At 63.0% G+C, this 24,676-nt stretch carries 18 protein-coding genes; 7 read left to right on the top strand and 11 right to left on the bottom strand.

The features are described 5' to 3' along the window. The first annotated feature begins 212 nt into the window (after nucleotides 1-212). Nucleotides 213-1,142, top strand: coding sequence for a class C sortase (locus HMPREF2526_RS03200; RefSeq protein ID WP_070510971.1), 930 nt, complete (start codon nucleotides 213-215; stop codon nucleotides 1,140-1,142). Between the two features lie 85 nt (nucleotides 1,143-1,227). On the opposite strand, the gene HMPREF2526_RS03195 is transcribed toward HMPREF2526_RS03200, so the two are convergent. The 7 genes from HMPREF2526_RS03195 to HMPREF2526_RS03170 form a co-directional block, all read right to left on the bottom strand. Then, complete coding sequence (locus tag HMPREF2526_RS03195) at nucleotides 1,228-4,719, bottom strand: prealbumin-like fold domain-containing protein (protein ID WP_070545840.1); 3,492 nt, start codon at nucleotides 4,717-4,719, stop codon at nucleotides 1,228-1,230. Continuing rightward, the gene (locus HMPREF2526_RS12835) at nucleotides 4,719-5,633 is read right to left on the bottom strand and encodes an isopeptide-forming domain-containing protein (protein ID WP_083295509.1); all 915 of its coding nucleotides are present in this window, start codon (nucleotides 5,631-5,633) and stop codon (nucleotides 4,719-4,721) included. The genes HMPREF2526_RS03195 and HMPREF2526_RS12835 overlap by 1 nt, the downstream gene beginning before the upstream one ends. Nucleotides 5,634-5,637: 4 nt before the next feature. Next, nucleotides 5,638-6,546, bottom strand: coding sequence for a class C sortase (locus tag HMPREF2526_RS03190; RefSeq protein WP_070545838.1), 909 nt, complete (start codon nucleotides 6,544-6,546; stop codon nucleotides 5,638-5,640). 193 nt (nucleotides 6,547-6,739) lie between these two features. Further along, nucleotides 6,740-8,215, bottom strand: a complete 1,476-nt coding sequence (locus tag HMPREF2526_RS03185; protein ID WP_070545836.1) for a SpaH/EbpB family LPXTG-anchored major pilin — start codon at nucleotides 8,213-8,215, stop codon at nucleotides 6,740-6,742. Nucleotides 8,216-8,854: 639 nt separating this feature from the next. Further along, nucleotides 8,855-10,636: an ABC transporter ATP-binding protein gene (locus HMPREF2526_RS03180; protein ID WP_070545834.1), complete on the bottom strand. Its 1,782-nt coding sequence runs from the start codon at nucleotides 10,634-10,636 to the stop codon at nucleotides 8,855-8,857. Nucleotides 10,637-10,639: 3 nt separating this feature from the next. Further along, complete coding sequence (locus tag HMPREF2526_RS03175; RefSeq protein ID WP_070545832.1) at nucleotides 10,640-12,331, bottom strand: VanW family protein; 1,692 nt, start codon at nucleotides 12,329-12,331, stop codon at nucleotides 10,640-10,642. 34 nt (nucleotides 12,332-12,365) lie between these two features. Further along, entirely contained in the window at nucleotides 12,366-13,427 is a 1,062-nt protein-coding gene (locus HMPREF2526_RS03170; protein WP_070545830.1) for a glycoside hydrolase family 3 N-terminal domain-containing protein, read from the bottom strand. 58 nt (nucleotides 13,428-13,485) lie between these two features. Between HMPREF2526_RS03170 and HMPREF2526_RS03165 the strand changes: the two genes are divergently transcribed. From HMPREF2526_RS03165 to HMPREF2526_RS03155, 3 genes are read left to right on the top strand one after another with little or no spacing between them, the layout of a single operon-like run. Beyond that, nucleotides 13,486-13,989: a universal stress protein gene (locus HMPREF2526_RS03165; RefSeq protein WP_070545827.1), complete on the top strand. Its 504-nt coding sequence runs from the start codon at nucleotides 13,486-13,488 to the stop codon at nucleotides 13,987-13,989. A 31-nt stretch (nucleotides 13,990-14,020) separates the two neighbouring features. Beyond that, a complete protein-coding gene (locus tag HMPREF2526_RS03160; protein WP_010188604.1) occupies nucleotides 14,021-14,218 on the top strand; it encodes a DUF2613 domain-containing protein in 198 nt (65 codons plus the stop codon). A 1-nt stretch (nucleotide 14,219) separates the two neighbouring features. Beyond that, nucleotides 14,220-17,498, top strand: coding sequence for an alpha-(1->3)-arabinofuranosyltransferase domain-containing protein (locus tag HMPREF2526_RS03155; RefSeq protein WP_070545824.1), 3,279 nt, complete (start codon nucleotides 14,220-14,222; stop codon nucleotides 17,496-17,498). 159 nt (nucleotides 17,499-17,657) lie between these two features. Here HMPREF2526_RS03155 and HMPREF2526_RS03150 read toward each other — a convergent pair whose 3' ends face one another. Then, nucleotides 17,658-18,872, bottom strand: coding sequence for an acyltransferase family protein (locus HMPREF2526_RS03150; RefSeq protein ID WP_070545822.1), 1,215 nt, complete (start codon nucleotides 18,870-18,872; stop codon nucleotides 17,658-17,660). A gap of 53 nt (nucleotides 18,873-18,925) precedes the next feature. Between HMPREF2526_RS03150 and HMPREF2526_RS03145 the strand changes: the two genes are divergently transcribed. Both HMPREF2526_RS03145 and HMPREF2526_RS03140 read left to right on the top strand, forming a co-directional pair. Then, a complete protein-coding gene (locus HMPREF2526_RS03145; RefSeq protein ID WP_070545820.1) occupies nucleotides 18,926-19,897 on the top strand; it encodes a PorA family protein in 972 nt (323 codons plus the stop codon). An 11-nt stretch (nucleotides 19,898-19,908) separates the two neighbouring features. Then, nucleotides 19,909-21,414, top strand: a complete 1,506-nt coding sequence (locus HMPREF2526_RS03140; RefSeq protein WP_246819851.1) for an MmpA family trehalose lipid delivery protein — start codon at nucleotides 19,909-19,911, stop codon at nucleotides 21,412-21,414. Here the strand turns inward: HMPREF2526_RS03140 and HMPREF2526_RS03135 are convergent. Then, nucleotides 21,338-22,420, bottom strand: a complete 1,083-nt coding sequence (locus tag HMPREF2526_RS03135; RefSeq protein ID WP_070545818.1) for a glycosyltransferase family 4 protein — start codon at nucleotides 22,418-22,420, stop codon at nucleotides 21,338-21,340. The genes HMPREF2526_RS03140 and HMPREF2526_RS03135 overlap by 77 nt on opposite strands. Before the next feature lie 24 nt (nucleotides 22,421-22,444). Here HMPREF2526_RS03135 and HMPREF2526_RS03130 point away from each other — a divergent pair, with 24 nt between their 5' ends. Next, on the top strand, nucleotides 22,445-23,200 hold the full coding sequence (locus HMPREF2526_RS03130; protein ID WP_049156958.1) for a class I SAM-dependent methyltransferase: 756 nt from the start codon (nucleotides 22,445-22,447) through the stop codon (nucleotides 23,198-23,200). Between the two features lie 14 nt (nucleotides 23,201-23,214). On the opposite strand, the gene HMPREF2526_RS03125 is transcribed toward HMPREF2526_RS03130, so the two are convergent. Both HMPREF2526_RS03125 and HMPREF2526_RS03120 read right to left on the bottom strand, forming a co-directional pair. Next, complete coding sequence (locus tag HMPREF2526_RS03125) at nucleotides 23,215-23,976, bottom strand: hypothetical protein (protein WP_049156979.1); 762 nt, start codon at nucleotides 23,974-23,976, stop codon at nucleotides 23,215-23,217. After that, nucleotides 23,973-24,676 (bottom strand): ABC transporter ATP-binding protein (locus HMPREF2526_RS03120; RefSeq protein ID WP_070545816.1); only part of this gene is annotated, 704 nt, incomplete at its 5' end. The genes HMPREF2526_RS03120 and HMPREF2526_RS03125, both read right to left, overlap by 4 nt.

Genomic DNA, 24,676 nt, shown 5'->3' with positions numbered 1-24,676 from the left:
TCCGCGAACTTCGTGCGATAGATCAAATCCTAACTATCGATGAGGCCATTCTGAATCAGTATGAAGCTCTGTGTTTCGTTATCGGCGACTAGGAACAGATATGGTTTCTCTCAGGACTGCACCTTCCCTAGTCTGAGCTTCTAAAAATCTCTTCAAGCGCCCCACGTCAACTCAAGGGTGCGCGGCAACAGACTCCACACAGGCAGGACACAATGGGCAAGAACGAACCAGCGGGAATCACCGACGCACCCAAGAAAAAAGGCACCAACCACAACGCCATCATCGCGTTGATCCTGATTCTCGTCGGCCTTGGCGTCCTGCTCTACCCCGTCGTAGCCACGCAATGGAACAACTACAACCAGTCCCGCGCCGCGGAAGAGTACGCGAAGCTCGAAAAACAAGCCCCGCCTGAGGTTCTGCACACCGCGTGGGAGGAAGCACAAGCCTACAACGCCGGGTTGGGCCAGATCAGCATCGACGACGCTTGGACCACCACCGATGACGAAGACTCCCCCGAGTACCAGCGATACCGCCAGTACCTGTCGGTATTGTCTGAGACCGATGCCATGGGCCGCATCGTCATCCCTTCCATCGATTCTGATCTGCCTATTTATCACGGCACGTCGGAGAAGGCACTCTCCCGCGGTGCGGGCCACCTCTACGGCACGGACCTACCCGTCGGCGGAATAGGCGACGGCGAGGGCCGGCACGCAGCACTCTCTGCCCACACAGGTCTACAGAACGCCACGCTGTGGGACAATCTCACCAAGGTCAAGAAGGGTGATGCTTTCTACATCGCCGCCGGCGGTGAGAAGCTCAAATACGAGGTACACGATATTCGGGTCGTCGAGCCTGCGGACACCAGCTCGCTCCACCGCGTACCGGGCCAAGACCTCGTTACGCTCATCACCTGTACTCCCTACGGCGTAAATACCCACCGCTTGCTCGTCACCGGCCACCGAGTGCCGATGGATCCGAAAGACGAGGCCGCATTCAACAGCTCGGGTGTGCACTGGCAGTGGTGGATGTGGGCCATTCTGGCTGCCGCAGCCATCATCATGCTTCTACTCATCTACTGGTGGCGCAAATATGTCAGCAACGCTAAGGACGCCGTGCTTGACGACGACCCGCAGGACTCCTAACCGACAATGAATATGCAATAAGGCCCGCCCTTCCCTGGTTGTTGGAAGAGCGGGCCTTTTCTAAAAGTAGCTGCAAGCGCTGGTTCTATGCCGGGCGACGTCGCAAGGCAAGGCACCCTGCCGCGACAATAGCGGCACCAGCGAGAGCCCACAGGCCTACGCCTTCACCACCGGTCTTGGGCAGCGCACCCTTGGTGATGTCAGCGACCTGAAGGACGCCGATCTTCTTCACGCAATTGTCAGCGGTGTCAGACTCAGCGCACCTATTACTGGTGATCGCGGTCCCTCCAGAGAGCACCTTGATGACTGCATTGCCATCCTTATCCCAGTCCGTGGAGAACTTGATCGGCGCGGGCAGCAGGTTATAGCCGTTCGGCGCCTTGGTCTCGATGAGGTAATAAACGCCAGGGGCGTCCAAACCTTCGAGCTTCACACGGCCCGTGGTGGTGGTCGTGGACTGCTTCACCACAGGGTTAGCATCAGTGTTGACGCTGCCATCCGCGTTTAGCTTCAGCTTTCCGTCAGCATCACCGCGATGGACGGTGAACTGCGCGCCACCGAGCAACTCGTCGGTTTGAATCTTGTCCGGCGCGGCTGGATCATAGCTAACCTTTTCAAGCAGGACATCCATCTGCTTGGTCTCCAGCGGGATACAAGAGGTGTCTTTCCAACCGCCCATCTCTGCCTCGTTCATGAGGCCAAAGTTGGGTTCATGTAGGCCATCCTTGGTGTAGCAGCGGGAGTTACCGGCAGGCTGACTCGGGTACCCGGCAGGGACGGATGTGCTATTCAATTTGGTTCGATCCAGCTTGAAGCGCACCGTCACCTCGTAGACGTGCTGCCCGGAGCTTCCATTGACGCCCTTGGGCTTAATGATCTTTGGAGTGTCGTTCTTGTTGAGTTCATACGGACCGGCCCCCTGGTACGACTGCGGCTGGCTGGTCTTGTTGAACTCGTCCTTGAAGACCACAGTGGCCCCAGTAACCGTGGCGGCACCAACGAACTTCGGGGTATCCGTCAGCTTTCCGTAGATCACCTCATTGGTGTCGAAGCCGGGAGCATCCGGGGCGGCTACTACGACGTTGTACTTCGCGGTATATTCATTCGCCGCACCAGGAACAGGTTGCGGTGCACTGTCGACAGCAACCTTGCTGAAGCAGGCTTCAGTAGCAACGTTGTCGCTACCGGCCTCACCATCAGTGGCTTGGAAAGCCACTTTGTTCGGGCTACACACCGTCTTGAGGTTGCCGTATTTATCCGTTCGCACCGGCGCAGAGACGACATACTCTACCTTCGCGTGTCCTGGAAGTGTACCAACATAGCCCTTCATGTATCGGGACTCACCGTCCGCTCCGGACGGGACAGTCATGCCTGCATAAATACCGGCCCCCGGGCCAATCTCGTTAGGCCCTGGATCACGCCCGTTGACGAGTGTGGATCCAGGCCCAAAGCCTTCGAACTTAGCAGTGGGACCGGAAGCATTCACCCCATAGTGAGTATCCGTTGGTAGGTACTCCCAGAACGTGCCTCCCGAGCTGGCGTTAGCTGTGGTGTTTTCCACCGAAATGGTCCAGAAAGTACGGACCTCGCCGTTTACCGCCTTGGTCTCGGAGCGTTGCTTCTTCACTGCAATGTTGGATTGCAGCGCTGGCGGCGGCGGCACCAGATCGGAAGCAGCATCCGTGTTAAATGAAGCAGGCAGGTTGTTCATTATGTTGACCAACTCGAACGTCGGACTTTCGGAGTCCGGGTTACTGATTTTTAGCTCAAAACCCAGCTGATTCGCAGCCGAACTACCCGATCCAAACCCTAGGTTTCCATTGGAATAGGTCCATGCCTTGCCCCACGAGGCGGAGGGGTTGGAGATAGTGCGCCCGTCCAAAGTCTTGATTCCCGTGAGATCCCAGGTCTTGACTGCCCCGGTCTGAGTATCGATGCGTTCAAGAATCAGCTTGTCGCCGGCCTGAGATCTACTCTGGAAGCCCCACATGTACTTCTGGGCTTGAGGGAGCACCGCCCAGTCCTCCGAAAAAGACGGCTGGTTTCCGAACACGCGTTTAGCAGTGACATTATCGACATCGATTCTATAAAGGCGCCGAGTACCAGAGGTAGACGTGTTAGCCACGAAGAAACCCTCGCTGGTATACACGCCCGCGTTAAGCAGATCCCGGTCGCTGCTCGTTTCGAAAGGGGTACCGGTGCTTCCGGACGTAAGGATAGGCCCAAGGTTATGTACCACACCGGTCGCCGGATTAATCTGCAGGAGATTTCCTGCAGGGTAGCAGGGATCACCATTTTGACCGCGAATCTGGCTTACCGCATAAAGCCAGTTATCACTCGAGTTGAAGGCGAGGGCGTTGTAAACCCACCGCGACTTTTCCCCCACCGACCGGAAGTCTTGGCCTTGATTTACTTGCCGGCTCAGGATAGAAGTATCTCGGCGAAGATCCTTTGGCTCACTGGTCACAACGTAGACAGGGCTACCGTCAGCAAATTCAGCTGGGGTGAGCTCGCGCTTTGGCTGCCTGCTTGTAACCGGATCTTGGCACTCTTCTTTCGCAGGAACAGTGAAGGAAGCTGTAAACACTGTATTGTCTGGCCCGCGGTGAACACCCTTAAACTGAATCTGTGCGGTGCCACCAATAGTAATCTGCGGCAGGATGACTTGGTATTCCTTGGCGCTAATCCTTTTGTAGGTCACCTTCGCCTCATACCAACCTCCGTTGGCACCGGTGTAATAGATCGTCAGGTCATCAGGGTTAGTCGATAAATAACTGTTAACGCTGGATTTGAGGGTAACCACCGTGCCTTGCGGAATGGACAGCTGGCCGCCAAAAAGCTCACCGGCCGGAATCTTAAAGTTCGGGATATAGCGGCTTCCCTTGAGCACGTAACCATCGTTTTGCATCGTGATGGTGCGGTCGCCTGCAGCGTACGGGGTAATGTTCGGTGCTGCCACCAGGCGAGCTGGAGCCTCGTCTACGTCAGCAATTTCCAGCGGCTCAGTCACTTCCGAAGGAGCTTCTGAGGTTTCGCTGGATTCCGTTGAAGATGTGCTGGTAGTCTCCTCGGCTACGCCACGCGCATCGACGGCCATCCCACTCACTTCGGAATCCTCTACGACCGCTGGGATCTTCAATGAGAAAGCTGCTCCCGCTGGCACGTCAGTAGAAAGGCCAGTGATTCGGAAAGTAACTGAAGAGCTGGTCGATTTTACAACGAGGTTGTCTCCTTCGCGGACGGGGATCACCTCGCCGTCGATAGTCAGTGTGTAGGCCGTGCCTTCGAACTCCAGTCCTGTAGTCTCAACAGTGAACTCCAACTCCTCCACGGTTCCGGCGTCAACAAAGTGGCCTTCAAACGTTGCGGAGTCGCCAGAAGTCAGGCTCAGCTGGTCTGCAGAATCGAGCTCGGTGCGCAGGGCCGTGGTTTGTGCTTCGGCGACAGCACCAATGATGCCGGGCAGAGCAGCCGGTACAGCAATGCTAAAAATGAGGGCCAGCGCCGCAATGAACGCCGCTAAGACGCGCCAGCGGTACACTACCGGCTCGGCCGGGTGAGTATCTGTCCAGGACATTAGCGTCCCTCGCTTTCTGAATTCTTCCTGCGGCTAGAGGCAATCATCACAAATCCAGTGGCAATCAACGCCAGCGCTGCGGCCACCACACCGAGTACTTCTGCGCCGGTCATTGCCAATGAGCCGCCATTCCCTTGCGAACGGTTCGGGGAATCTGAAGTTGTGTTTGTACCAGATTCCGGGTTGTTAGGTGGCGTTGTCCCAGGCTCGTGCGGTGTCTCTCCTGGCTTCGTCGGTGGTACCGGGGGAATCAACGGTGGGAACACCGGTGGAAACTTCGGCGTTGTCCGCGGGGTACTCGGGGTTGTCGATGGAGTATTCGGAGTTGTCGGTGATGTTGTCGGGGCCGTTGGAGTCGTCGGCGGCGTCGGTGTTTCACCCGGTTTGTGGGTCTTAGCCACGATTACTCCTGGTACCGGATTCGGGTTATCTACCACCGTGTGGAATGGAACCGCCACCACAAACGGGTTGATCTCCCGATAGGAATCATCCGGGGCCGAAGATGTCACCACATAGAAGCCATGAGCTAGACCATCACACGTCACCTCTCCGTTGACGTTGGTGATCTGCTCAACGTGCACATCGGTGCGCCAATCACGGACCTCGTCGAGATTCGCGTTCCGTACGCGGGCTGCGTCGTCAGCGTTGGTCGGGTCCAAACCGGCAAGCCGGTCCAGATGAATTGTGACTCCTTGGATTCTTCCCGAGGGCGCCTGGCCATCGTCGTTGGGATTGCCTTGTGTCAGCCGAATTGTCACTGTATCCGTAGCCACAGTGCGTTCCGCACCAGTGGACTGCTGCCCGGCAACCTGTACCGCTTCTGCAGCAACCATTCCCGGCCCTGCGAACGCAATCGCACACGCTACTCCCACGGCAGCCACTCGGGCCGACCACGCATTTGTCAACCTCTTCATCGCCTTACTCCCGCACGCTACTTTCCTCATTAATAACTTCTTGTGCTCCAGCAACCGTCTTCTGGCGTCGCAGCCACCACACCAGCCAACACCCAATGACAATCACCGCAGCCAACAGCGCGTACATCCACCACTGCCAGCCCGGACCGTGGGAGGCGTCGAACACCGACTCCTCTCCCGGCTCCAAAGGAACCTGATGACCGCGCACCAACAAGCGGTGCGTATTGATCCCGTACGGAGTGCACGTAATCAGCGTGACGTAGTCCTGATCGGCGACTGGACGCAGACTATCCACTTCACTTGGCAGCACCACTTGAATGTCGTCTACGACGTATTTCAATTTGTGGCCAGCCACCTGGATGTAGAACACATCCCCCTCAGAAGCAGAGTCGAGATGATCAAACATCGTCGAATTCGCCAGGCCGGTGTGCCCTGTAATGACGGAATGGGTTCCTGATCCGCCTACCGGCAAATCAGAGCCATACAAATGCCCCAGGCCCCGCTGAAGTGTCTTATCCGCGGTGCCATGAAACACCGGCAGATCGACGTCTATTGCTGGGAATACAAGGCGGGCCATCGCTTCGGTCTCACCCAACTGATTCAGATAAGCCTCATAATCGGGATTATCTACCCCGATACGGTTCAGCCACGGATCCAGAATCGGACCCGAAGTCTGCTCCTCGTTGTACGCATGCGCAGCATCCCATACGGAGTCTTGCACCTGCGCCGGTGTCTCTTTATCCAGTCGCGCATATTCCTGCGCTATCCGTGAGGCATTCCAGTTGTTCCAGGCAGTCGAGACCACTGGGTACAGCATCACCAACAACCCGACGACAACGACTATCACCGGAAGGACTAGACCTCCACGGCGCCTGTGCCGCCGGCTCGAATCTTGGTCTAACACCGAAGTCAACGACCCGCACCATCCAAATCAATGCCCCACGCGCAAACACCGCGCGACCGGGATAACAACGAGAGAGAAAGAAGGGGACTGCAACCTATGCCTAGCCCAGTCCCCTTACTGGGTCGAGCACCCTACGTTGGTTACCCGACCCGCAGTGCAGACCATCATGGACAGTCTGCACCACCGGAACTATGCCCGGCTATTAGTTACGTGCGGTGCGACGAGCGAACCAAGCACCAGCAGCAACAATCGCCGCGCCAATAGCAGCCAGGATGCCCACACCGGCACCACCGGTCATCGGGAGGTTCGGCGTACCCTGCTTGATGTTCTCAATCTCGGATACGAGGGTGATCGCATCGTCACCCTCACCGGTCTCCGCGATATTCTCGCGGGTGAAGTCGATCTCAATCGGGCTCTCCAACTTGGCGTAACCAGCCGGTGCCTTCGTCTCGACTAGGCAGAACTTCTTGGTAGCCGGTGCTTCCTTGTTGTCCTCGAAGTCGGTGACGTGCAAGCCATCGATGGTGAAGGTACCGTCGGCGCCGGTGGTCCAGTTCTCTGCGTTACCAATCTTGATCTTGGAACCCAGGTCGGAGGCCGAGGTGCACTGATAGAGCTCAAACACAGCGCCTTCCAGGACCTTGCCGGCTTCCTTGCCGTCCTTCTTCACAACCTTCAGCTTGCCGTGATAGGTCACGACCTCGTTGGTCTTGTTCTTGACCTCGTTGCCGGTGTTCGGGTTGTTGAAGATGACATCAGCCTGGTTCTTCAGCTCGGTGGTGTCGCCCACTTCCTTGCGCTTGACCTCGAAGGTCAGAGACATCTTGTCACCGGACTTAACCTTGGCAAGGCCCTGCTCGGTCAGGGTGACGACGAGCTTGTTGCCGCTTTCAGCAGGGTTATTGACTGTATAGTCGCCCTCGGCCAGAGTCGTCTCACCAGCCTTGACCTCAGTAACCTTCTGGAAGTCCAGGCGCTTGTCCAGCTGGTCCTCGAAGCGGAAGGCGGTCAGGCTCTTACCCGCACCCCAGGTCGGAGCATCCGCGTTGATGGTGTAGGTGTACGCGTCCTGGATGTTCTGATCTGCATCCTTGACAGTCTTCTTGGTCGTGGTTTCCGTGTTCTTCGGGTACGCGATGACGTCGTAGTTCCAGGCATCCGATGCCTCGTTAACCATCGGCACCGACACGATGAACGGAGCGCCGGCAACGATGCCGTCCGGAGCGTTAGTTTCCTCTACCAAGTAGATGCCCAAAGGCAGATCAGTGAAAGCTGCCTTGCCATCAGTGCCGGTGGTTTCTTCCTTGGTTTCCGCAGTCTTCTTGTCGTCCTTGACGTCAGCAGCCGACTTCGGGAACGCCGCCCAATCATCCTTCTGCAAGTCGTAATCGAGCTTGGTGATCTTGTAGGTCACGCCAGACAGAGCCTCACCCGGAACGTCTGCCATTTCCTTACCGGTAGCCGCAGTACCAGACTCAGCACCCTTCTTCTTGAAGAGGGTGATAGAGCCCTTTTGGTTGAAATTGATGTTTGCCTTGTTCACGGCGCCCTGCTCAGCAGCAGGCTGTGCATCGACAGCACCGTCTTGCGCCAGGGCCCCCGGAGCGGAGATACCCATAGAGAGGCCAACGACGGCAGCGAAAGTAACCGAACGAGCGGTACGAGAGATCTTGTTCACGGAAACTGGTCCTTTACACGAGTTCTGAAATGAGGCACCGCGCCTCATTGGCTGTGTGCAATCCATTCCCCACGGTTCACGCACCATGACCTGACTCGTTGCTAAGAATCTTTCGCCTGCCGAGAGTAGTTTTCAGGTGGAAACGTCTACGCAGGCCCCAACCTTAACTAACGATAGCCTGTGGATTACATAACTAGATTCTATCCCAGCGTGTTGGGCAAAGTCCCCAACTAAAGCTCCTCCCCCGCAAATCCGGCTAAACTTCTCAAGAATCCGCACGTCCAACCAAAACGTGAAGACTCCTTCTGCAGTTCAACTAATGTTTTCGAGACGTCATCTAGCTTCGTGTGAAACTGAACATATTGCCCCTTTAAGGGGGTAAGCCTGCTCGATTTTACACCCGTTACATAGAGTGCAAGCTTCACGCAGGAGAGTAGCTTCCCAGAGAGCACCTTCCAACGACGACGAAACGAACCATATATGCTGCCAATACCACCAGGTAGAACATCCCCTTTGATGACCCATAAAAGGAAGCGTCACCAAGAGCGCTCAAGGTACCCTGAACTCATTTAGATTCTCAGCCTTCAACAGCCCACGTACCAAAGAGTTAATAGCGTTAAGATTCCTGACAAGAGCTCTCTACGTACTCTGAGCCTCGTCGACAGCACGAAGAAGCGCCGCATAGGCACCGCCGCACGCAAGCAGCTCGGCGTGGGTGCCACGTTCGGCGATGCGGCCGGCATCGAGGACGACGATCTGGTCGGCATCGCGGATGGTGGACAGGCGGTGCGCAATGACCAGGCGGGTGGCGTCCGCACCAAGCACTGCATCCTGGATGGCGCGCTCCGTTTCGTTGTCGAGGGCCGAGGTAGCCTCATCCAGAATGAGCACCTGGGGTTCGCGCAGCAACGTGCGCGCGAGCGAGAGACGCTGCTGCTCACCACCGGAGAAGCGGTAGCCGCGCGAGCCGACGAGGGTATCGAGGCCCTCGGGAAGCGCGGCGATAACCCCATCCACGCGGGCGGCGCTTAGCGCTGCCCACATCTGCTCCTCGCTCGCCTCCGGCTGTGCAAAGAGGAGGTTCTCCCGCACCGTGCCGTGAATCAGGTAGGTCTCCTGGGAAACCACGCCAATAACCGCCGAGCGTTGCTCGGAAGGAATGTCACGCAGGTCGACTCCGCCTAAGAACACGGAACCTTCGGTTGGGTCGGCCAAACGCGCCAGAAGGGCCGCCACCGTGGACTTGCCGGAACCGGTGTGCCCCACCAGGGCCGTGGTGGTGTGGGCCGGGGTGGAAAGGGAGACGTCGGAAAGCGCGTCGGTGTCAGTGCCTGGGTAGCGGTAGGAAACGTGCTGGAGGGTGAGGGAGGCGTCGGCAAGCTGGGCGGGCTCGGTGGACTCCTTGAGCTCCGGCTCCAGGTCCAAGTACTCGAAGATGCGGCTAAACAGCGCCATGGACGCCACCCACTGCGCGCCCACGTTGAGCAGGCCGGTGATGGGGCGAAAGATCTGAGTCTGCAGAGTGGAAAAGGCGATGAGCGTGCCAATCGTAATCCCCGGGCGCAGTCCGGCAACCAGGTAAATCAGCGCCGGCATGACCCCGAAAATGATCTGGGTGAGCGCCATGCGCCACCGCCCGGCCAGCTGGGACTCGAGCTCCAAGCGAATGAGGGAGCGGGAGGTCTTCTCAAACCCGTCGTAGACGCGTTCCTGCGCGCCCAACGTGGCCGCCAGACGCATGCCGGAAACAGACAGATTCTCCGAAATGGTCTGTTGCAGCGTTGCCTGCGCGCGGCTGTTTTTCTCCATGAGGCTGCGGCGCAGCACGGCGGCGCGGCGGGTGAGCCACACGGCGGGCGGCAGCACCACCAGGGACAACAGCGAGAGGGTGGGCGAAAGCGCCACCATCGCCACCAGCGTGGCCACCGTCATGGTGAGGTTGCTGGCCACGGAGGTCGCGGTGGTGGTGACCATGCCGCGCATGGCCGCGATGTCATTGGTCAGGCGCGACTGAATCTCACCGCCGCGGTTATTGGTAAAGAACTGCAGCGATTGGCGCTGCAGGTTGGCAAAGACCTGCGTGCGCAGCTCGTGCATGATGGTGTGCCCCACCCGCGCCGACAGGAAGGACTGGATAACTCCAATGGCCTGGGAGACCACGGTAATGGCCAGCATGCCGCCGACCAACCACAACAGCAGCGTGGTGTCGTGCTCAGGAATCGCCTCGTCCACGGTGCGGCGCACGAGGAAAGGCTGCACCACCGTCAGCCCCGAGGTGGCAATAATCAGCGCAACCACCAGCAGCAGCGTGCCGCGGTGCGGGGCAAACAGGCCGGCGACGCGAGCAAACTTCACTGGGTGCTGGGCCAGCTGATCGACGTCCGCCGGGTCCTTCACCGCGGTGTGCATCGGCCGGGTCATGGCTTAGCCGCAGGTAACGATGGGCTGCGGGTCGTACACCGTGGTGGTGGTCTCCCGGGAGATTTCCTTGCCGGACAGGTCCTTAATCACGCGGGTATCGGAGGTGGTAAAGCCCGGCGCGCCGGAGGAGGGCGAACAATCCTCGCTCACGGACTTCCGATGTGGCTCGGTCTTGGCCCAGCGGCCGTTGTTGATGGACTCGACCTCGACTGTCTTCACGCCCTTGAAGCGCACGGTGATCTCACTGCCAAAGTCGGTCTCAATGCGCACCGGGTGGTTCGAAGTGTTCTTGAACTGCAGGTCAATCGCACCTTCATAGACGGTGGCCTCGCGGCCAGCCGGGTAGCGCGAGATGTAGTAGGAGTGCGGGGTGTGCGCGGTATCCTCCATGCCGGCGAAGTAGGCGGCGTTGTACAGGGTGGTAGCGAACTGGGAGATACCGCCGCCCACGGCCTTGCCCGCGTGGCCGTCGATGATGATGCCGGATTCCACATAGCCCTGCGCGGTTCCGCGCGGGCCGGTGTATCCGTTAAGGGAGAAGGTCTCGCCCGGGTTGACCACTGCACCGTTGACCTGCTGGGCCACCAGGCGGATATTGGTGCCGGAGGCCCCAGAGAAACCACCGGTGGAGAACTCAGACACGGTCTCATCGAAGGTGGCCTTCTCCGCCATCTCCGTGGTGAAGTCCGCGGGGTCCGGCTTATAATCGGCGTCCCACTCGCGGTCATCCTCGCTGCTCACGCGCTCCTCGAAGCCCTCGAGGGTCTTGTCCCAATCGATGATGGAGCCATCCACCGAGGGCGTAATCTGCTTGTCATTTCCGCTGAAGGAAATCTTGGCGTTGGTGCCGGGCACCTCGGAGCCTTGCATGCGCTCCTGGAAAAGCTCGCGCGCACGGTTCTTATCCACCTTGAGGCGCAGTTCGCCGTCTTCGGCGGCGATAGATACGAACTGGGAAATCTCCGGCTTGCGCAGGGTGCCGGCGGTGTTGTTCTCACCTTTCAGAGTGAGCGGGTTATCCAGCGCGCGGGCGGCATCCCCGGTGCGCATGGCCTCAATCGCCTCATCATTAATCTGTGGCTCCACCACCATCGGCTCAACCTCAACGCCCTCGGGGTCGAGCCAGTGCTTAACGACGCCCTCGTGCAACTCTCCCTCTTCCACCGCCTGGCCGAGCTTGGGTGCGGTCTCTTTGAGGGAGCCGTCGATAAGCTCCAGGTTTCCATCCTCCGGCTCGACCTTCAGATCGTTGCCGACGCGCTCGAGCTCTCCGGAGAGCTGCGTTTCATCGACGTCCACGGCGACAGGGATTTCCTGGGTGGGCTTGATGAAGCTGTACAAGCGCGAGAAGGGGTTCAGGGAGGCGTCAGGAATGCCATCGACGGCCTTCTGATAGTTCAGGCTCAGGCCGGAATCTTGGGGGATAAGCTGCGAGCTTTTCTCCCCGGCACGGATATCCACGGGCTGAGCCGCAACGTCCCCGAGTTCCTGCTCCAGCTTCTCCACCGCAGCAGTGCGCTCCATGCGGGAGATGTCCACGCCGCCAACCGATGTCGCGCGCGGAACCTTGTGCTGGTTGGCCATCACATCCCACGCATAGGCGATGCCGGCGATGAGTAGGAGGCCGACGAGCACGCCAAGGGTGACATGAAGCCCCTTGCGTCGCTGCTGCCTATGTCCGATTGCCTTTTTCACGTGTACGAGATTAACGCCTGCCAGCTAGTTTTTACTAGTTACCCTCCTGCTGGGCCACGACTTCCACGGCCGCGTCGATGACCGCGTTGATGTCCTCATCGGTGGACCACAGCGGCATATCGGCCCCGGCGGCGAGGGCTGCGGCCACGGCCTCCGGCACGCTGAAGTTCTCCGAGATGGAGGCCATTCCACCCAGGTCATCGGTGTAAATCGTGCCTTCGAAGCCCAGCTCCTCGCGGGCCAGCTGGTAGGCCCGCGGGTTGAGGGAGGCGGGTTCGTCCCCCAATCCAGGCACCACGAGGTGGCCCATCATGAGCGCCGCCTCAGGGGCTTGCGGAATTGCCGTGTGAAAGGGCACAAACTCGTGTCCATGTAGTTCTTCCAGGGGCGGGGTAACGGCCTCCCCCAGGTGCGTGTCCCCGGAGGCACGCCCGTGACCGGGGAAGTGTTTGAACACGGCCTTGACGCCGGCAGCCTGCAACCCGCGGGCAAAGGCCGCGCCATACTCACCGGAAGCCTCCGGATCGGTGGAGAAGGCGCGGTCGCCGACGACCTCTAGGCCTCCCCCGTCCACGTCGAGCACCGGGGCGAAGTCCACCGTCACGCCGTGGGCGCGCAGGCTGTGCCCGATCTCCGTAGCCAGGGCCTCGACCTCTTCTGGGCTATGCCCCTCCGCCATGGCCTGCGGGGAGGGATAGTCGCCCAAGATGTCGGAGAAGCGCTGCACGCGCCCACCCTCGAAGTCGATGGAGACCTCGAAGTCGCGGCCTATTTCCTCGCGCAAAGCGTTTACTCCCCGCGGGCCATCGCTGAGCAATTCCGGGTCGGCCCAGCTCGGGATAAAGAGCCCGCCCACGCCGGCTTCGAGCTTCGCCCGGGCATCCTCGTAGTTCAGCGCCGGCGGCATGAGTGTGGCGGCGGCGCGGGCGCGAACATCCTCGGGCGCGGCTTCCTGTGGTGTCGAGTCCCCCGACGCGGCGCTAGTGGGCGCGGCGCTGGTTTCGCTGGGCGGGGCGTCGGAAAGCGCAGGCTCCTCGCTACACGCGCTCAGCGCACAGCTAGCACTCAACAGGAGGGCAGGCATTGCTTTTCTCATGCCCACCAGTGTGCCTGAAGCACCCGCGCGGGCAACACCTGGTTGTTAGGATGGCCACATGAATAACGGAGAGACCATGCTCATTGCCTATGACGGCTCCGACCGCGCCGACCGCGCCCTCGAGTACGCCGCGCGGCTCCTGCGCCCCACCGACGTCGAGATCCTCACCGCGTGGGAGCCGTCCGCGCGCCAGGCCGCCCGCGCCGTCAGCCGCACCGGGCTGCACCAATCCACGGTCTCGCCGGAGAGCGTGGAGGACGATCCGGCCTACGAGGAGGCCCTCGCCATCTGCCGCCAGGGCATCGCCAAGGCGGAGACCTTGGGGCTGCGGGGCCATGCCCACCTGGTGGAATCCGTAACGACGATTCAGAGCGCGATTGTCGACGCCGCCCAAGAACTCAACATCGACGTCATCGTCACCGGTACTCGCGCCCTCACCGGCTTCCGCTCGCTGTGGACGAATTCCACGGCGGAGTACATCGTGCGCAACGCCGGTCTGCCGGTCTTCATCGTGCCGCCGGAGAACGACGATGAGGACGACGCGGAAGAAAGCGACTCCTAAAGGCAGCTTTTAGCTGCTAGAATCTGGCGCCATGGCATTCGACAGCGATTCCCTCAACAAGCGCACCCTGGGCCCGGCCCTGGGCAGTGCGGTCGTCGGCGTGGCGCTGGGAGTCGTGACCATCCTGGGCATTGCCCAATTCTCGCAGGCAGATGCTGTACCGAACGATAACTCCGTCAAGGCCTCCGACGCCGTGATGGGCGGGCCGGAGTACGGCTCCCGCGAGTAGCGTGCGCGCACGCATCGGGGGGCTTTTCTTTTTAGCCCTCGTGGTTCTGGTGCAGCCGTGGGGGCTAACCGCCGCCGATACCAAACATGATCTGGTGGCCAACCCGGCGCATTTTTTGCGCGGCGCACTGCATGCTTATACCGATACTTTCACGCTGGGCCAGCTACAGAACCAGGCCTATGGCTATCTCTTCCCGCAGGGCTTGTTCTTCTTGCTGGCGGATCCACTTCCGGATTGGATAGCGCAGCGCGCCTGGTGGTTCTTAGTCCTGGCGGTGGGCTTTCTGGGTTTCTTCCGCGTGGTCCGCACAGTACTTCCCGCCGCGCCGGGCTATGCCGCGCTGATGGGCAGCCTCCTCTACGCGCTCTCCCCGCGAACGCTGACCACGCTGGGCGCGATTTCCTCGGAGACCTGGCCGGTCATGCTCGCTCCCTGGGTGCTGCTGCCCTTCCTACGGCCAGGCCGGTTGGGCTGGCGGGATGCCGCGCCCTCGGTGGTCGCAGTGGCCTGCATGGGCGCGGTCAACGCCACGGCCACGCTGGCTGCCTGCTTGCCGGCGGGTTTGGTTTTGTTGTGGCGGCGCGCGGGCAAGACTGGCCTGGCCTGGTTGGCCGGATGCGCGGCGGTATCCGCGTGGTGGATTATCCCGCTGCTGATCCTGGGCCGCTATGCCCCGCCCTTTACGGAATTCATCGAGTCCGCCGGCGTAACCACTCGCTGGCTTAACCTGGCAGAAATCCTGCGCGGCACCACCAGCTGGGCGCCGTTTGTGGATACCGAGCGCGTCGCCGGCAATGAGCTGGCCACCGAGCCGGTCTTCGTGCTCGTCACCGTGAGCGTTGCCACCTTAGGCCTGGTGGGCCTGTCCCGCCTGCCGCGCCTCTGGTCTGCGATGTTGCTCGTGGGCGTGGCCGTACTGGGCACGCATGCCGCCTGGTACCTCGACGCGCTCGACGGCCCGCTGGCCGCGCTGCGCAACGTGCACAAGTTCGACCCGCTGGTGCGCATCCCGCTGGTACTCGGCGTGGCCGCGATTGCCGCCCGGGTGAGGTTGCCGCGGACGTTGTCCCCGGGGCGTCGGCAAGCAGCGGGCCTTCTGCTGTGCCTCGTGGTGATGGGTGCGACCGCTCCCGCGTGGGCAGGCCGGCTGTTGCCCAAGGGCGCGTACGAGGACGTCCCGGCCTATTGGCACGCGGCCGCCTCCTTCATGAACAGCCTGGATACGCGCGTGCTCATCTACCCGCCGGCCTCCTTCGCCCGCCAAGACTGGGGTTGGACGCGGGATGAACCGGCGCAGCCGCTTCTCGACGTCCCCTGGGCCGTCCGCGACGCCATCCCCCTCATCCCGCCCGAGGCTATCCGTGGCCTAGACGGTGCGATGGCGCAGATTTCCCGCGATCCTGCGTCCGCGCCTTTAGTGTTGCAGCGCCTCGGCATCGGGGCCGTCGCGGTGCGCCACGACCTCATCTCTGGTCCTTCGGCCCACATTCCGGGCGAGGTCCACACCTTCGGGGAGGTCGACGTCGTGGTTTTCGACCCCGACCTCCCCATGAACCTGGCGCCTGCCAACCCGCCGCGCGTGGCGGGCGGCGGGGAATCGCTCGCACTCCTTTCCGGCCCGCATGAGTTGGTCTCCTCCAACGCAGACATCGTCACCGATACACCCACCTTGCGCGACCGCAACTACGGCACGCTCACCGGCCCGGTCTCCGCGCCGCTGGCGCCCTCCGACCCCTCGACGGTGCGCAATCGCCTGCGCGACTATCCCTCCGCCGGCCCACTGACCCAGGTGGTGGAGCACGATGGCCGCGTCACCGCGTCGTCGTCCGCCGCGGATGCTTCTGCCTTCGGCGGGGCGAACCCGGCGCGCTCTCTTACTGCGGCCGTCGACGGCGAGAACTCCACTGCCTGGTGGCCAGCGCCTGGCGATTCCGGCCGGCTGGAGCTGCATTCTTCCTCCACGTGGGCCTCGCCTACGCTGCGACTGATGACCACCGGCACGACTGAGGTGACCATCCACAACGGTGATTCTCAGGTCACGGTCACGATGGAGGCCTACCGCGCCCGCGATATCCGCGTGCCCGGCGCGCAGGCCTCCACTATCCGTATCGAGCCGCAACGCCGCACCGGAATTGCGGAGGCCTCCATCGTGGACCAGCCCACCCCGCGCCGCCTCGTCACCGTTCCCGACACCTCGCCCGATGTCGAGCAGTTCCTCTTCCAGCAGGACAACGAACGCATCCTCATCCGCTCCTTTACTTCCCCGCGCGACATGACGGTGCGGGTTGCCGGCACCAAGCCCGTGCTTATCGACGGCTCCCCCCACTCCCCCAACTCCACCCTCAACCTATCCGCCGGGCAGCACCTCCTGCGCACCACCGGCGATTGGGCAGCCCTGACAGATACCGCGTCCTCCTTGCCCGCGCCCCTGCCTGCCTCGTTTCCTGACCTATCCGGTTCCGCCGCCGACTCGGCCGCCGCATCCGGCGCGGACCCGACAGCCACTTCCGGCGCGGACCACGGCTACGCCCCGCTCGCCGCTGGTTCCCCCATCGAGCCCGCCGACTACGACCGCCTCCTTATCACCGGCCGCGCCTTCAACAAGGGCCTGCGCGGCGAGCTCCGCTCCCCCAGCGCAACCGCGGTCTCGACGTCAGGTTCAGCACAAGATTCAGCGCGGGCCTCCGGCTCGGAACAACTGCTCCTCGAGCCGCGCTCCATCGATGCCGACACTCAAGCCTTCCTCATTCCCGCCGACGCCGGTGGCACCTTCCACATGTCCTTCGTGGCTGACCGCGCCTACCGCGTGGGCCTCGGCCTCGGCGGCGCGCTCGCCGCGCTGACCACCGCACTGTGCCTGCTCGTCATGGCCCGTCGCCCCCGCCATTCCGCTACCTCTGTCGCGGCTGCGTCTTACGCAGCTCACGACGCAGCCTCGACCAGCCCAGCCAGCTCCACCACTTCCGTTGCTTCTCGTACGCTCTCCCCTGGCCGTGTTTCTCCCTCGGCTTCGCTCCTACTTATCGTGCTCATTGTCTTAACCATGACACTCGTCGCGGGGTTGCCCGGTGTGGCCGCCGCTGCCGCGGCGTGGGGCGTTACCCGCTGGACCACGCTGCGCCCCGACTACTTAGCGGGCGCGCTCACCTTGGCCGCGGGCGCGATGCTCGCCCGCGCCCCCTGGCCCGCGGAGGGCTACGCCGGCGATTCGCTGCTCGTGCAACTGCTGTGCGTCGCGGCTATCACGTGTGCCTGCCTCCCGCCCCGCCGCACGTCCTAGATACGCGGCCCCGCCCCAGATGGTTCCCCTCAAAAGGCATTAGTCAGAAGGTGTCTTTGGGGTCAAGGAAACCATCTGCGGCGATGTAAAAGGTTTGTTTGGGGGCAAGGAAACCGTTTGACTAATGCCTTCTGGAAAATGCCATGTGTGAAGTGGCGTCTACGACCCCACCGAACCGGCGGAATCAGTCGAGCCAGCGGCGCTGGCGAGGGATCCGGAGCCCACGGTAGCGGAATGGGATCCGGAACTGGCAGAGCTCGCAGAAGCGGAGCCGGCAGGGCTATCTGCCTGGCGCGGTAACGAACGCGGGACGGCGATGCGGCCGCGAGTAAAGGCGAGGGAGCGGATGAGATCGCGGCCGGGTACCTCGACAAGCACGTAGGTCGCAGCAGAAAGCACACAGCTAACCACCACCGTGAAGACCAGCACCACCGCGAAATCCCCGGCAGAACCGGAGAAGGCCGACACGCCTAAAAGCGGAAAAGCGATGGCCAGCACCGCCACATGCCACATGAAAACCCCATAAGACCAGCGGCCCAACGCCCGCATCACCGCCGAGGAAAGCCAGCTCTCACGGGGCGCCAGCGCCACCGGCACCACGATGCAGGCCCCGCACACAGCGCCCACCGCAATGCGGCGCGCGAACTCGCCAGGCTCCGGGTGGACCAAGCCCTGCGGCCCGAACCACTCGCGGCTGGCCAGCCACACGCAGCCCGCAGCCACCACCCAGCAAACCGGACGCACGATCCGCCCAGCGCGCACGCGCACGCCGGCCGACTCCGCCTCCGCAGCCACCATGCCCACCGCGAACCATGAAAAATACGCCGGTGGCCAAATCTGCGTATTGACATCACCGGATTCATACCCGGCCACAAATGGCAGGAAACCCCAGAACAGACTCAGCACGCCAGCACCAGCAATAAGCACCACCCGCGGGCGCGCCGAGAGCTTATCCAACATCCACACCAAAAGCGGCAACACCGCATAGAAGGCGAACTCCACGCTCAGCGACCACAATTGCGTCAGCCCAGGCACCAGCCCATCGGCGATATACAGCTGCGTGCCGGTCAGGTTGGTGAGGAGTTGCGGGAGGGTTAAGGGGGAGGCGTCGGGAAGCAAGGCGAGTACCGCCACCACACACACCAGATAAAGCGGTGCCAAGCGCGCCACGCGGGAGAGCACATACTGCCGCGCCGTATGCGCGTGCCGCCGGCGCCACAGCAAGAACCCACTGAGCACGAAGAAGACCGCCACGCCGTAGTCCAAGCGCTCGGCCCAGGCCCAGCCGGTAGCCGTCTGGAAGGACACGTGCGTGACCACGACCGCCAATGCGGCCAGCGCACGCACGCCTTCGAGCTCAGGGAGAAAGCGCATGGCCCACTACGATACTATTTTTGCAGTACATCCCTCGACCGATCGGAGCTGACGTGTTCCTTCGCTCGCGCCTAGCGCAGGTGACGATTGCCGCCGCGGTCTTCCTCATCCTCGGGTCCATCCTGCCGCCGCTGTACAACAACCAGTCGAGGCCCCTAGCCACGGACCTGGCCTTCGAGGTCCGCGCGGAACAAGACGGCGCCGCGTTGACCCGGCACACCGCAACCGCACCTGTGGACAAGGATTCGGTGGCACGCACACAGTCCACCATGGACCTCACCGTAGATGGCGAGACCGTCGTGCACATCACCGAGGATTCCCTGCTCAACCGCGAATCCACCTATCCGGTCGCCGGCCCGAACACGACGCAGCACATCGAGATCCCGGCTTTTGACCTGCACGTGGACAACGAGATCGAGCGCGATGGCATGAGCTATTTCTTTCCCGCCGGCGCGGAGCAGCGCTCTTATCCCTTTTTCGATCCCCTGACGCAAAGCGCCAAGCCCATCGATTTCCTTCGCGATGAAAAGCTCGACGGCATCCCCACCTACGTCTTCCACCAGGACGTCGCGCCGGTGTCGCTCCTCCAGGTCTTTGGCTTTGATGCTCACCGCGCCGGCCCCGCGGGTGACTTCTACTCGCCGGAATCCCTGGAGCGCTACCACCTGAAGCCGGCTTCGCACGTCATCCTTGAGCCCTTCTACGCGGTGAGCCGCACGGTGTGGGTGGAGCCCACCACGGGCACCATCGTGAAAGAGGTGCAACACCCGCGCATCTTCTGGGCCACCGACGCCACCCAGGCCCAGGCTATGGTCGACGCCGATGACACTAAGGAGCGTGCGCTTCTCGACGTCCCCCTCACCTGGTCCCCTGACACCCTCACCGAGCACCTCGACTCGGTGCGCCGGGTGATCGACACTGTGAAGGTCTTGGGTATCGTCGGCTGGCTGGGCAAGGCCATCGGCGTGGTGTTGTTGGCGGTAGCGGCCGCGATGTTCATGCGTGGCCGTGGCCAGAACGCTTAAGGGCGTCTGCTGTGTCCTCCTCGCAGTGCTCTGTTCCTCCGGTGTCCGGTTCCCGTGCGGTGAGCTGGGCCCTTGGGCTCTGGGGCGGGGTGCTCGTGCTTGCGGTGTGCTGGCCTTTTCTGCTGCCGGGTGAATTCGTGTGGCGCGATATGGTCCTGCTTGACCGGCCAGCTTTGAGCGCTTCTGCCTTCGGCGCCGGCGACCTGCCTGCGCGCAATGCCCCGCAAGATGGCGTGCTCGCTCTTCTCGGCGGTGCGTGGCTGGCTCGAGTTTTCATCCTTGCCGCTGCGAGTGCCTCGGCGTGGGTAGCGTGCCGGTGGGCACGCACGTCTGGCCCGTGGGCCGCATCCGCGGCGATGGCGTGTGCCGTGGCCAACCCCTTCGTCATTGAGCGCCTCCTGCAGGGCCAATGGTCCCTGGTGGTGGCCGCATGGTTAGCACCCGTGATCGCGTGGGGCTGTCTGCAAGGTCGCCCCCGTCTAGCGTGGCTGGCATTGTGGGCCGCGTCCTTGACGCCCACCGGCGGGCTCTTCGGGGGACTCATCGCGGTTGTCTGTGAGCGCGAAGGGCGAAGAAGGTGGCTTTTTGCGGGCGGCTCGGTGTTGTTGTGGCTGCCGTGGTTGGTTCCAAGCCTCGTGGCTGGACATCCAGCCGCCTTTGGGGACCCCGCCGCCCAGGCCGCGGCCTTCGCCCCGCGCGCAGAAGCCTATGTGGGCACGGTCGGCTCGCTTCTCGGTTTCGGCGGCATCTGGAATGCCGCCGCCGTGCCGGCTTCCCGTGAGAACGGCTTCGCCGTGGCGGGACTAGCGGTCGCCGCCCTCGCCGTCTTGGGCGCCACTCGCCTTCCTCGGCGCGAGCTGCGCCCCCTCGCAGTTTTGGCAGTTGCCGGCATGGGCCTGGCCATCCTCGGCGCGCTGGCGCCTGGGTTGACTGCCTTCGCCGTCGAGCACATCCCCGGCGCGGGCCTGCTGCGCGATTCCTCCAAGCTCACCTTGCTCGCCCTGCCGCTGGCCATTGCCGGAATCGGGGCCCTGCGCCAGCTTCCGGCCGCAGTCGCGCTGTGTGCCTGCCTTCTCCAAGCCCCCGATGCCCCGCGGGAGCTCGCCGTGTTGAAACCACGTGAGACGGGCATCGACCGCCAGCTCACCGAAGAGCTCGACGGGCGCCTGACCTTCTTCGCCGACCGCCCCGCCATGATTACGCTCGACGGCGGCATCGCCCTCGACCCCTACTCCAAAGCCGCCAACAAACTCGACTCCGGCGAGCTCACCGTCGACGGTGTGACAGTGGATGAGCCATCGCCGCGTTACCTCGCAGCCGCCGAGGCCTGGACCAACCGCGACCTCGACCGGCTGGAAGAGCTCGGTGTGGGCGCGGTCGTCGAGGACGGCCGCATCGCCGCCACCACGAACGCGCAACCGGCATCCGCCCCGTGGGGGCTTAGCGCCGCTTGGTGCGCACTTCCGCTTCTAGTAATTCTTCGAAGCGCGCGCCGGTCTTCTCCCACGAAAAAGTAGCCGCCAATTCGCGGGCAGCCTGGCCGAGGCGGGTGCGGAGGAGGGGGTCGTCGACAAGCATGCGCACCGCCGGAGCGAACTCGGACTCGTGGTGGACCAGCACGCCCGTCTTGCCGTCGATGACGCTGTCTTGCAGGCCAAATGCATAACCCACCGTGGGAACTCCATGTTGGGCCGCCTCCATGACTGCCAACCCCCAGCCTTCCTTGCGAGACGGCATGAGGTGAACGTCGGCCCGGGCGAGCAGTGCATGTTTATAGTCCTCGGTGACCTGGCCGCGGAAGCGCACGCCGTCCTCCACCCCGTGGGCGCGCGCATACTCGCGCAGGTGGGATTCCCACCAGCCGGAACCGATGACGTCGAGAAGCGCGCCCGGAATCCGCGCCACGGTGTCCATCGCGTGCTCAATCTGCTTATGCGGCACCAGGCGTGACAGCGTCACCAGGTGGATGTCAGCCTCGCGCTCCAAGGTGGGCACGTGAGACGGCAGGGGGTCCACGCCGTTCTCAATGATGTGCGCGCCGTGAATCCCCAACTTCTCCAAGTCGCGCTTCGAGGCCTCCGAGACCGTCACCCACGTGTTCTCGCGATACAGCGCGGGGACCACGCGAGATTCCAGGAACCAGCCCAGCCGCGCCAGGACGGGCCCGGCCACCGGCCACTGCTCGCGGTGGCAGTGGTGCGTCAGGATCACCACGGGCGCGCGGGTGGCCAGGCGCGCGAAGAAGGGAATGCCGTTGTGGGTATCCACCACGACGTCAGCGCCGCGCGCACCAAACAGCATCCACAACAACGCACGCGGATACACGCTGAACTTGGCCCCGGCGCGCGAATAAAGCACGCCGTTGCGGCGCTCGCGCTTGGCGGCGTTCATGTGGCGCGCGGTGCGGAAGACCACCTCGTGGCCTTGGGCAGCGAGGTACTCGCCGACGCGCTCAAGGTAGCGCTCGGAACCGCCACCCTGCGGGTGGGTGGAATCGCGCCAGCATAAAAGAAGGATTTTCATGACGATGCTTTAGCCTAGTGGGTTATGAAACGCACCCGCGCCTTGGCCACCCTGCGCCGCTCCTGGCGGCTGCTGCGCTCCTTCCGCTTCGAGCAGACAGCGCCCGCCATCTTTTATGGCGGTTTGGCTGAGGACACCGCCGCGCTTGTCGACGCCCTCTCCCGCGATCATTCTTTGTCCCTCACCGGCGCGCGCGTGCTCGACGTCGGGGGCGGGCCCGGCTATTTCGCGTCCGCCTTTGCTCAGCGCGGTGCCAGTTATGTGGGGCTGGAGCCGGACGTGGGTGAAATGGCCGCCGCCGGCATCTCAGTGGCCCAGGCCGTGCGCGGCGACGGCACGTGCTTGCCCTTCGCGGATGACACCTTCGACATCACGTATTCCTCCAACGTGGCCGAGCACATCCCCAACCCGTGGGACATGGGCCAGGAAATGCTGCGCGTGACCAAGCCCGGCGGGCTGGTGGTCTTGAGCTACACGGTGTGGCTGGGACCTTTCGGCGGGCACGAGACCGGCCTGTGGGAGCACTACGTGGGCGGCGAGTTCGCCCGGGACCGCTATACCCGCCGCCATGGGCACCCACCGAAGAACGTCTTTGGCTCCTCGCTCTTTGCGCTTTCCGCACGCGAAGGCCTGGACTGGGCGCGCGGCGTGACGTCGCAAGGCTCGCAGCTCCTCGCGGCCTTTCCTCGCTACCACCCTGCCTGGGCCTGGTGGGTGACCAAGGTGCCGGTGCTGCGGGAGCTTGTGACCTCCAACCTGGTCATCGTCCTGCGCGCCTGATGGCTGAGTCAGACTTAGTCGAGGCGCCTGCGCAGAGAAGCCAGCCAGAGCGCCACGCCCACGGCCGCGAAGTACACCAGCGCCCCGTCACGGCCCCAAGGCGGGAATAGCGCCACGTCCTGGCCGGTAGCGAAGACGCCGTTGAGGAAGGGCAGCCAGCCGGTGAGGCGCGCGCCGCCGGGGATGAGCCACAGCGCGTTTTCTACCAAGAGCGCCCAGACCGTCAGCGCCGCGATGCTCAACGCCGGGGAGCGCAGCAGCCGGCCCAGCGCCACACCGTAGCCCACCGCCAACCACGCGTACACCGGGCCGAGAGCCACCATGCGCAGGCCCGCGAAGAAGTTCACCTGCCCATAGAGCACCGGGAAGAACGTGGGCAGGAGCAGCAGGCACAGGCTGACGCTGAGCAGTGTCGCGGCCGCCGCGAGCGCGCCCAGGAAGCACCAGCGGGCCAGCTGATCCAGCCCTGACCACGGCGCCGCCGCACGCAAGGCCCGCGATCCGGCGGTGGCCTGCGCCCACGCCCCCAATGCCGCAAACACGATGCTGCCCAGGTAGATGGGCCAATACGCCGCATTAGTAGTGTCCACGGACTGCGCCTGAAGGATGCCTCCCGCGGACTGGACGTGCTCCGCCACCGCTGCCACCCCGAAGGTCACCGCCAGCGGCAGCGCAAACCCCAGCGGCACGGCGACCCGCACCAGCGGGCCGCGCGCCCCGCCCAGGCGCACAGACTCGGCGCGCAGGCTTATCCGCCAGCGTTGCCACGCCTTCATGCCCGTGCCCCTAGCTCCGGGATCAGCGCCGCCACGGCGGATTCGAGGTCGGGGGCGCCGGTGGAGGCGATGACGTCCTCAAGGGAGCCGTGGGCAAGAGCCGTGCCCTGGCTGAGGATGGTTACCAAGGCGTCGGCAACCTCGGTCGTGGCCTCCACCTCGCGCAGATGATGCGAGGCCACGATCACGCAGCGACCCTCCTCCGCCCACGCGGCAAGCAACTCACGCAGCCACCACACGCCCTGGATATCTAGGCCGTTGAGCGGCTCATCCAGCACAATGTTGCGCGGGTTTCCCGCCAAGACGCTGGCGATCCCCAGGCGCTGGCGCATGCCCAACGAGTAACCTCCGATGGGGCGCCGCGAAGCCTCCTCGAGCCCGACGGCCCGCACCAGCGCCTCCGCCTTTTCCACCGGCGCGCCTGCGAGGGCGCACATCCACTGCAGGTGGCGCAGGCCGGTGTGCTGCGGTGAGAAATCTTCTGCGCTCAAGTAGCTGCCCACGTGGCGCAACGGATAGTCGGTACCGCGCAGCTCCCGCCCGTCCACCAGGACCCTGCCGCCGCGCGGGCGCAAGCTTCCGGAAAGGCAGCCGAGGAGCGTCGACTTTCCGGTGCCGTTAAGCCCCACGACGTAATTGATGCGGCCATCAGCGAAGGTGCAAGAAAGGGGCTCTTCCGGTTTTAGAGTGCGTAGCGGGG

The organism is Corynebacterium sp. HMSC070E08 (genome assembly GCF_001808895.1).
Lineage (GTDB): Bacteria > Actinomycetota > Actinomycetes > Mycobacteriales > Mycobacteriaceae > Corynebacterium > Corynebacterium hiratae.
This window is presented reverse-complemented; position numbering and strand designations above follow the sequence as displayed.

Excerpts from the sequence above, each read along its gene's own strand:
- HMPREF2526_RS03135 (WP_070545818.1), bottom strand. The coding sequence starts at position 22,420 with ATGAAAATCCTTCTTTTATGCTGGCGCGATTCCACCCACCCGCAGGGT.
- HMPREF2526_RS03200 (WP_070510971.1), top strand. The coding sequence starts at position 213 with ATGGGCAAGAACGAACCAGCGGGAATCACCGACGCACCCAAGAAAAAA.
- HMPREF2526_RS12835 (WP_083295509.1), bottom strand. The coding sequence starts at position 5,633 with ATGAAGAGGTTGACAAATGCGTGGTCGGCCCGAGTGGCTGCCGTGGGA.
- HMPREF2526_RS03170 (WP_070545830.1), bottom strand. The coding sequence starts at position 13,427 with ATGAGAAAAGCAATGCCTGCCCTCCTGTTGAGTGCTAGCTGTGCGCTG.
- HMPREF2526_RS03165 (WP_070545827.1), top strand. The coding sequence starts at position 13,486 with ATGAATAACGGAGAGACCATGCTCATTGCCTATGACGGCTCCGACCGC.
- HMPREF2526_RS03150 (WP_070545822.1), bottom strand. The coding sequence starts at position 18,872 with ATGCGCTTTCTCCCTGAGCTCGAAGGCGTGCGTGCGCTGGCCGCATTG.
- HMPREF2526_RS03125 (WP_049156979.1), bottom strand. The coding sequence starts at position 23,976 with ATGAAGGCGTGGCAACGCTGGCGGATAAGCCTGCGCGCCGAGTCTGTG.
- HMPREF2526_RS03160 (WP_010188604.1), top strand. The coding sequence starts at position 14,021 with ATGGCATTCGACAGCGATTCCCTCAACAAGCGCACCCTGGGCCCGGCC.
- HMPREF2526_RS03130 (WP_049156958.1), top strand. The coding sequence starts at position 22,445 with ATGAAACGCACCCGCGCCTTGGCCACCCTGCGCCGCTCCTGGCGGCTG.
- HMPREF2526_RS03180 (WP_070545834.1), bottom strand. The coding sequence starts at position 10,636 with ATGACCCGGCCGATGCACACCGCGGTGAAGGACCCGGCGGACGTCGAT.
- HMPREF2526_RS03195 (WP_070545840.1), bottom strand. The coding sequence starts at position 4,719 with ATGTCCTGGACAGATACTCACCCGGCCGAGCCGGTAGTGTACCGCTGG.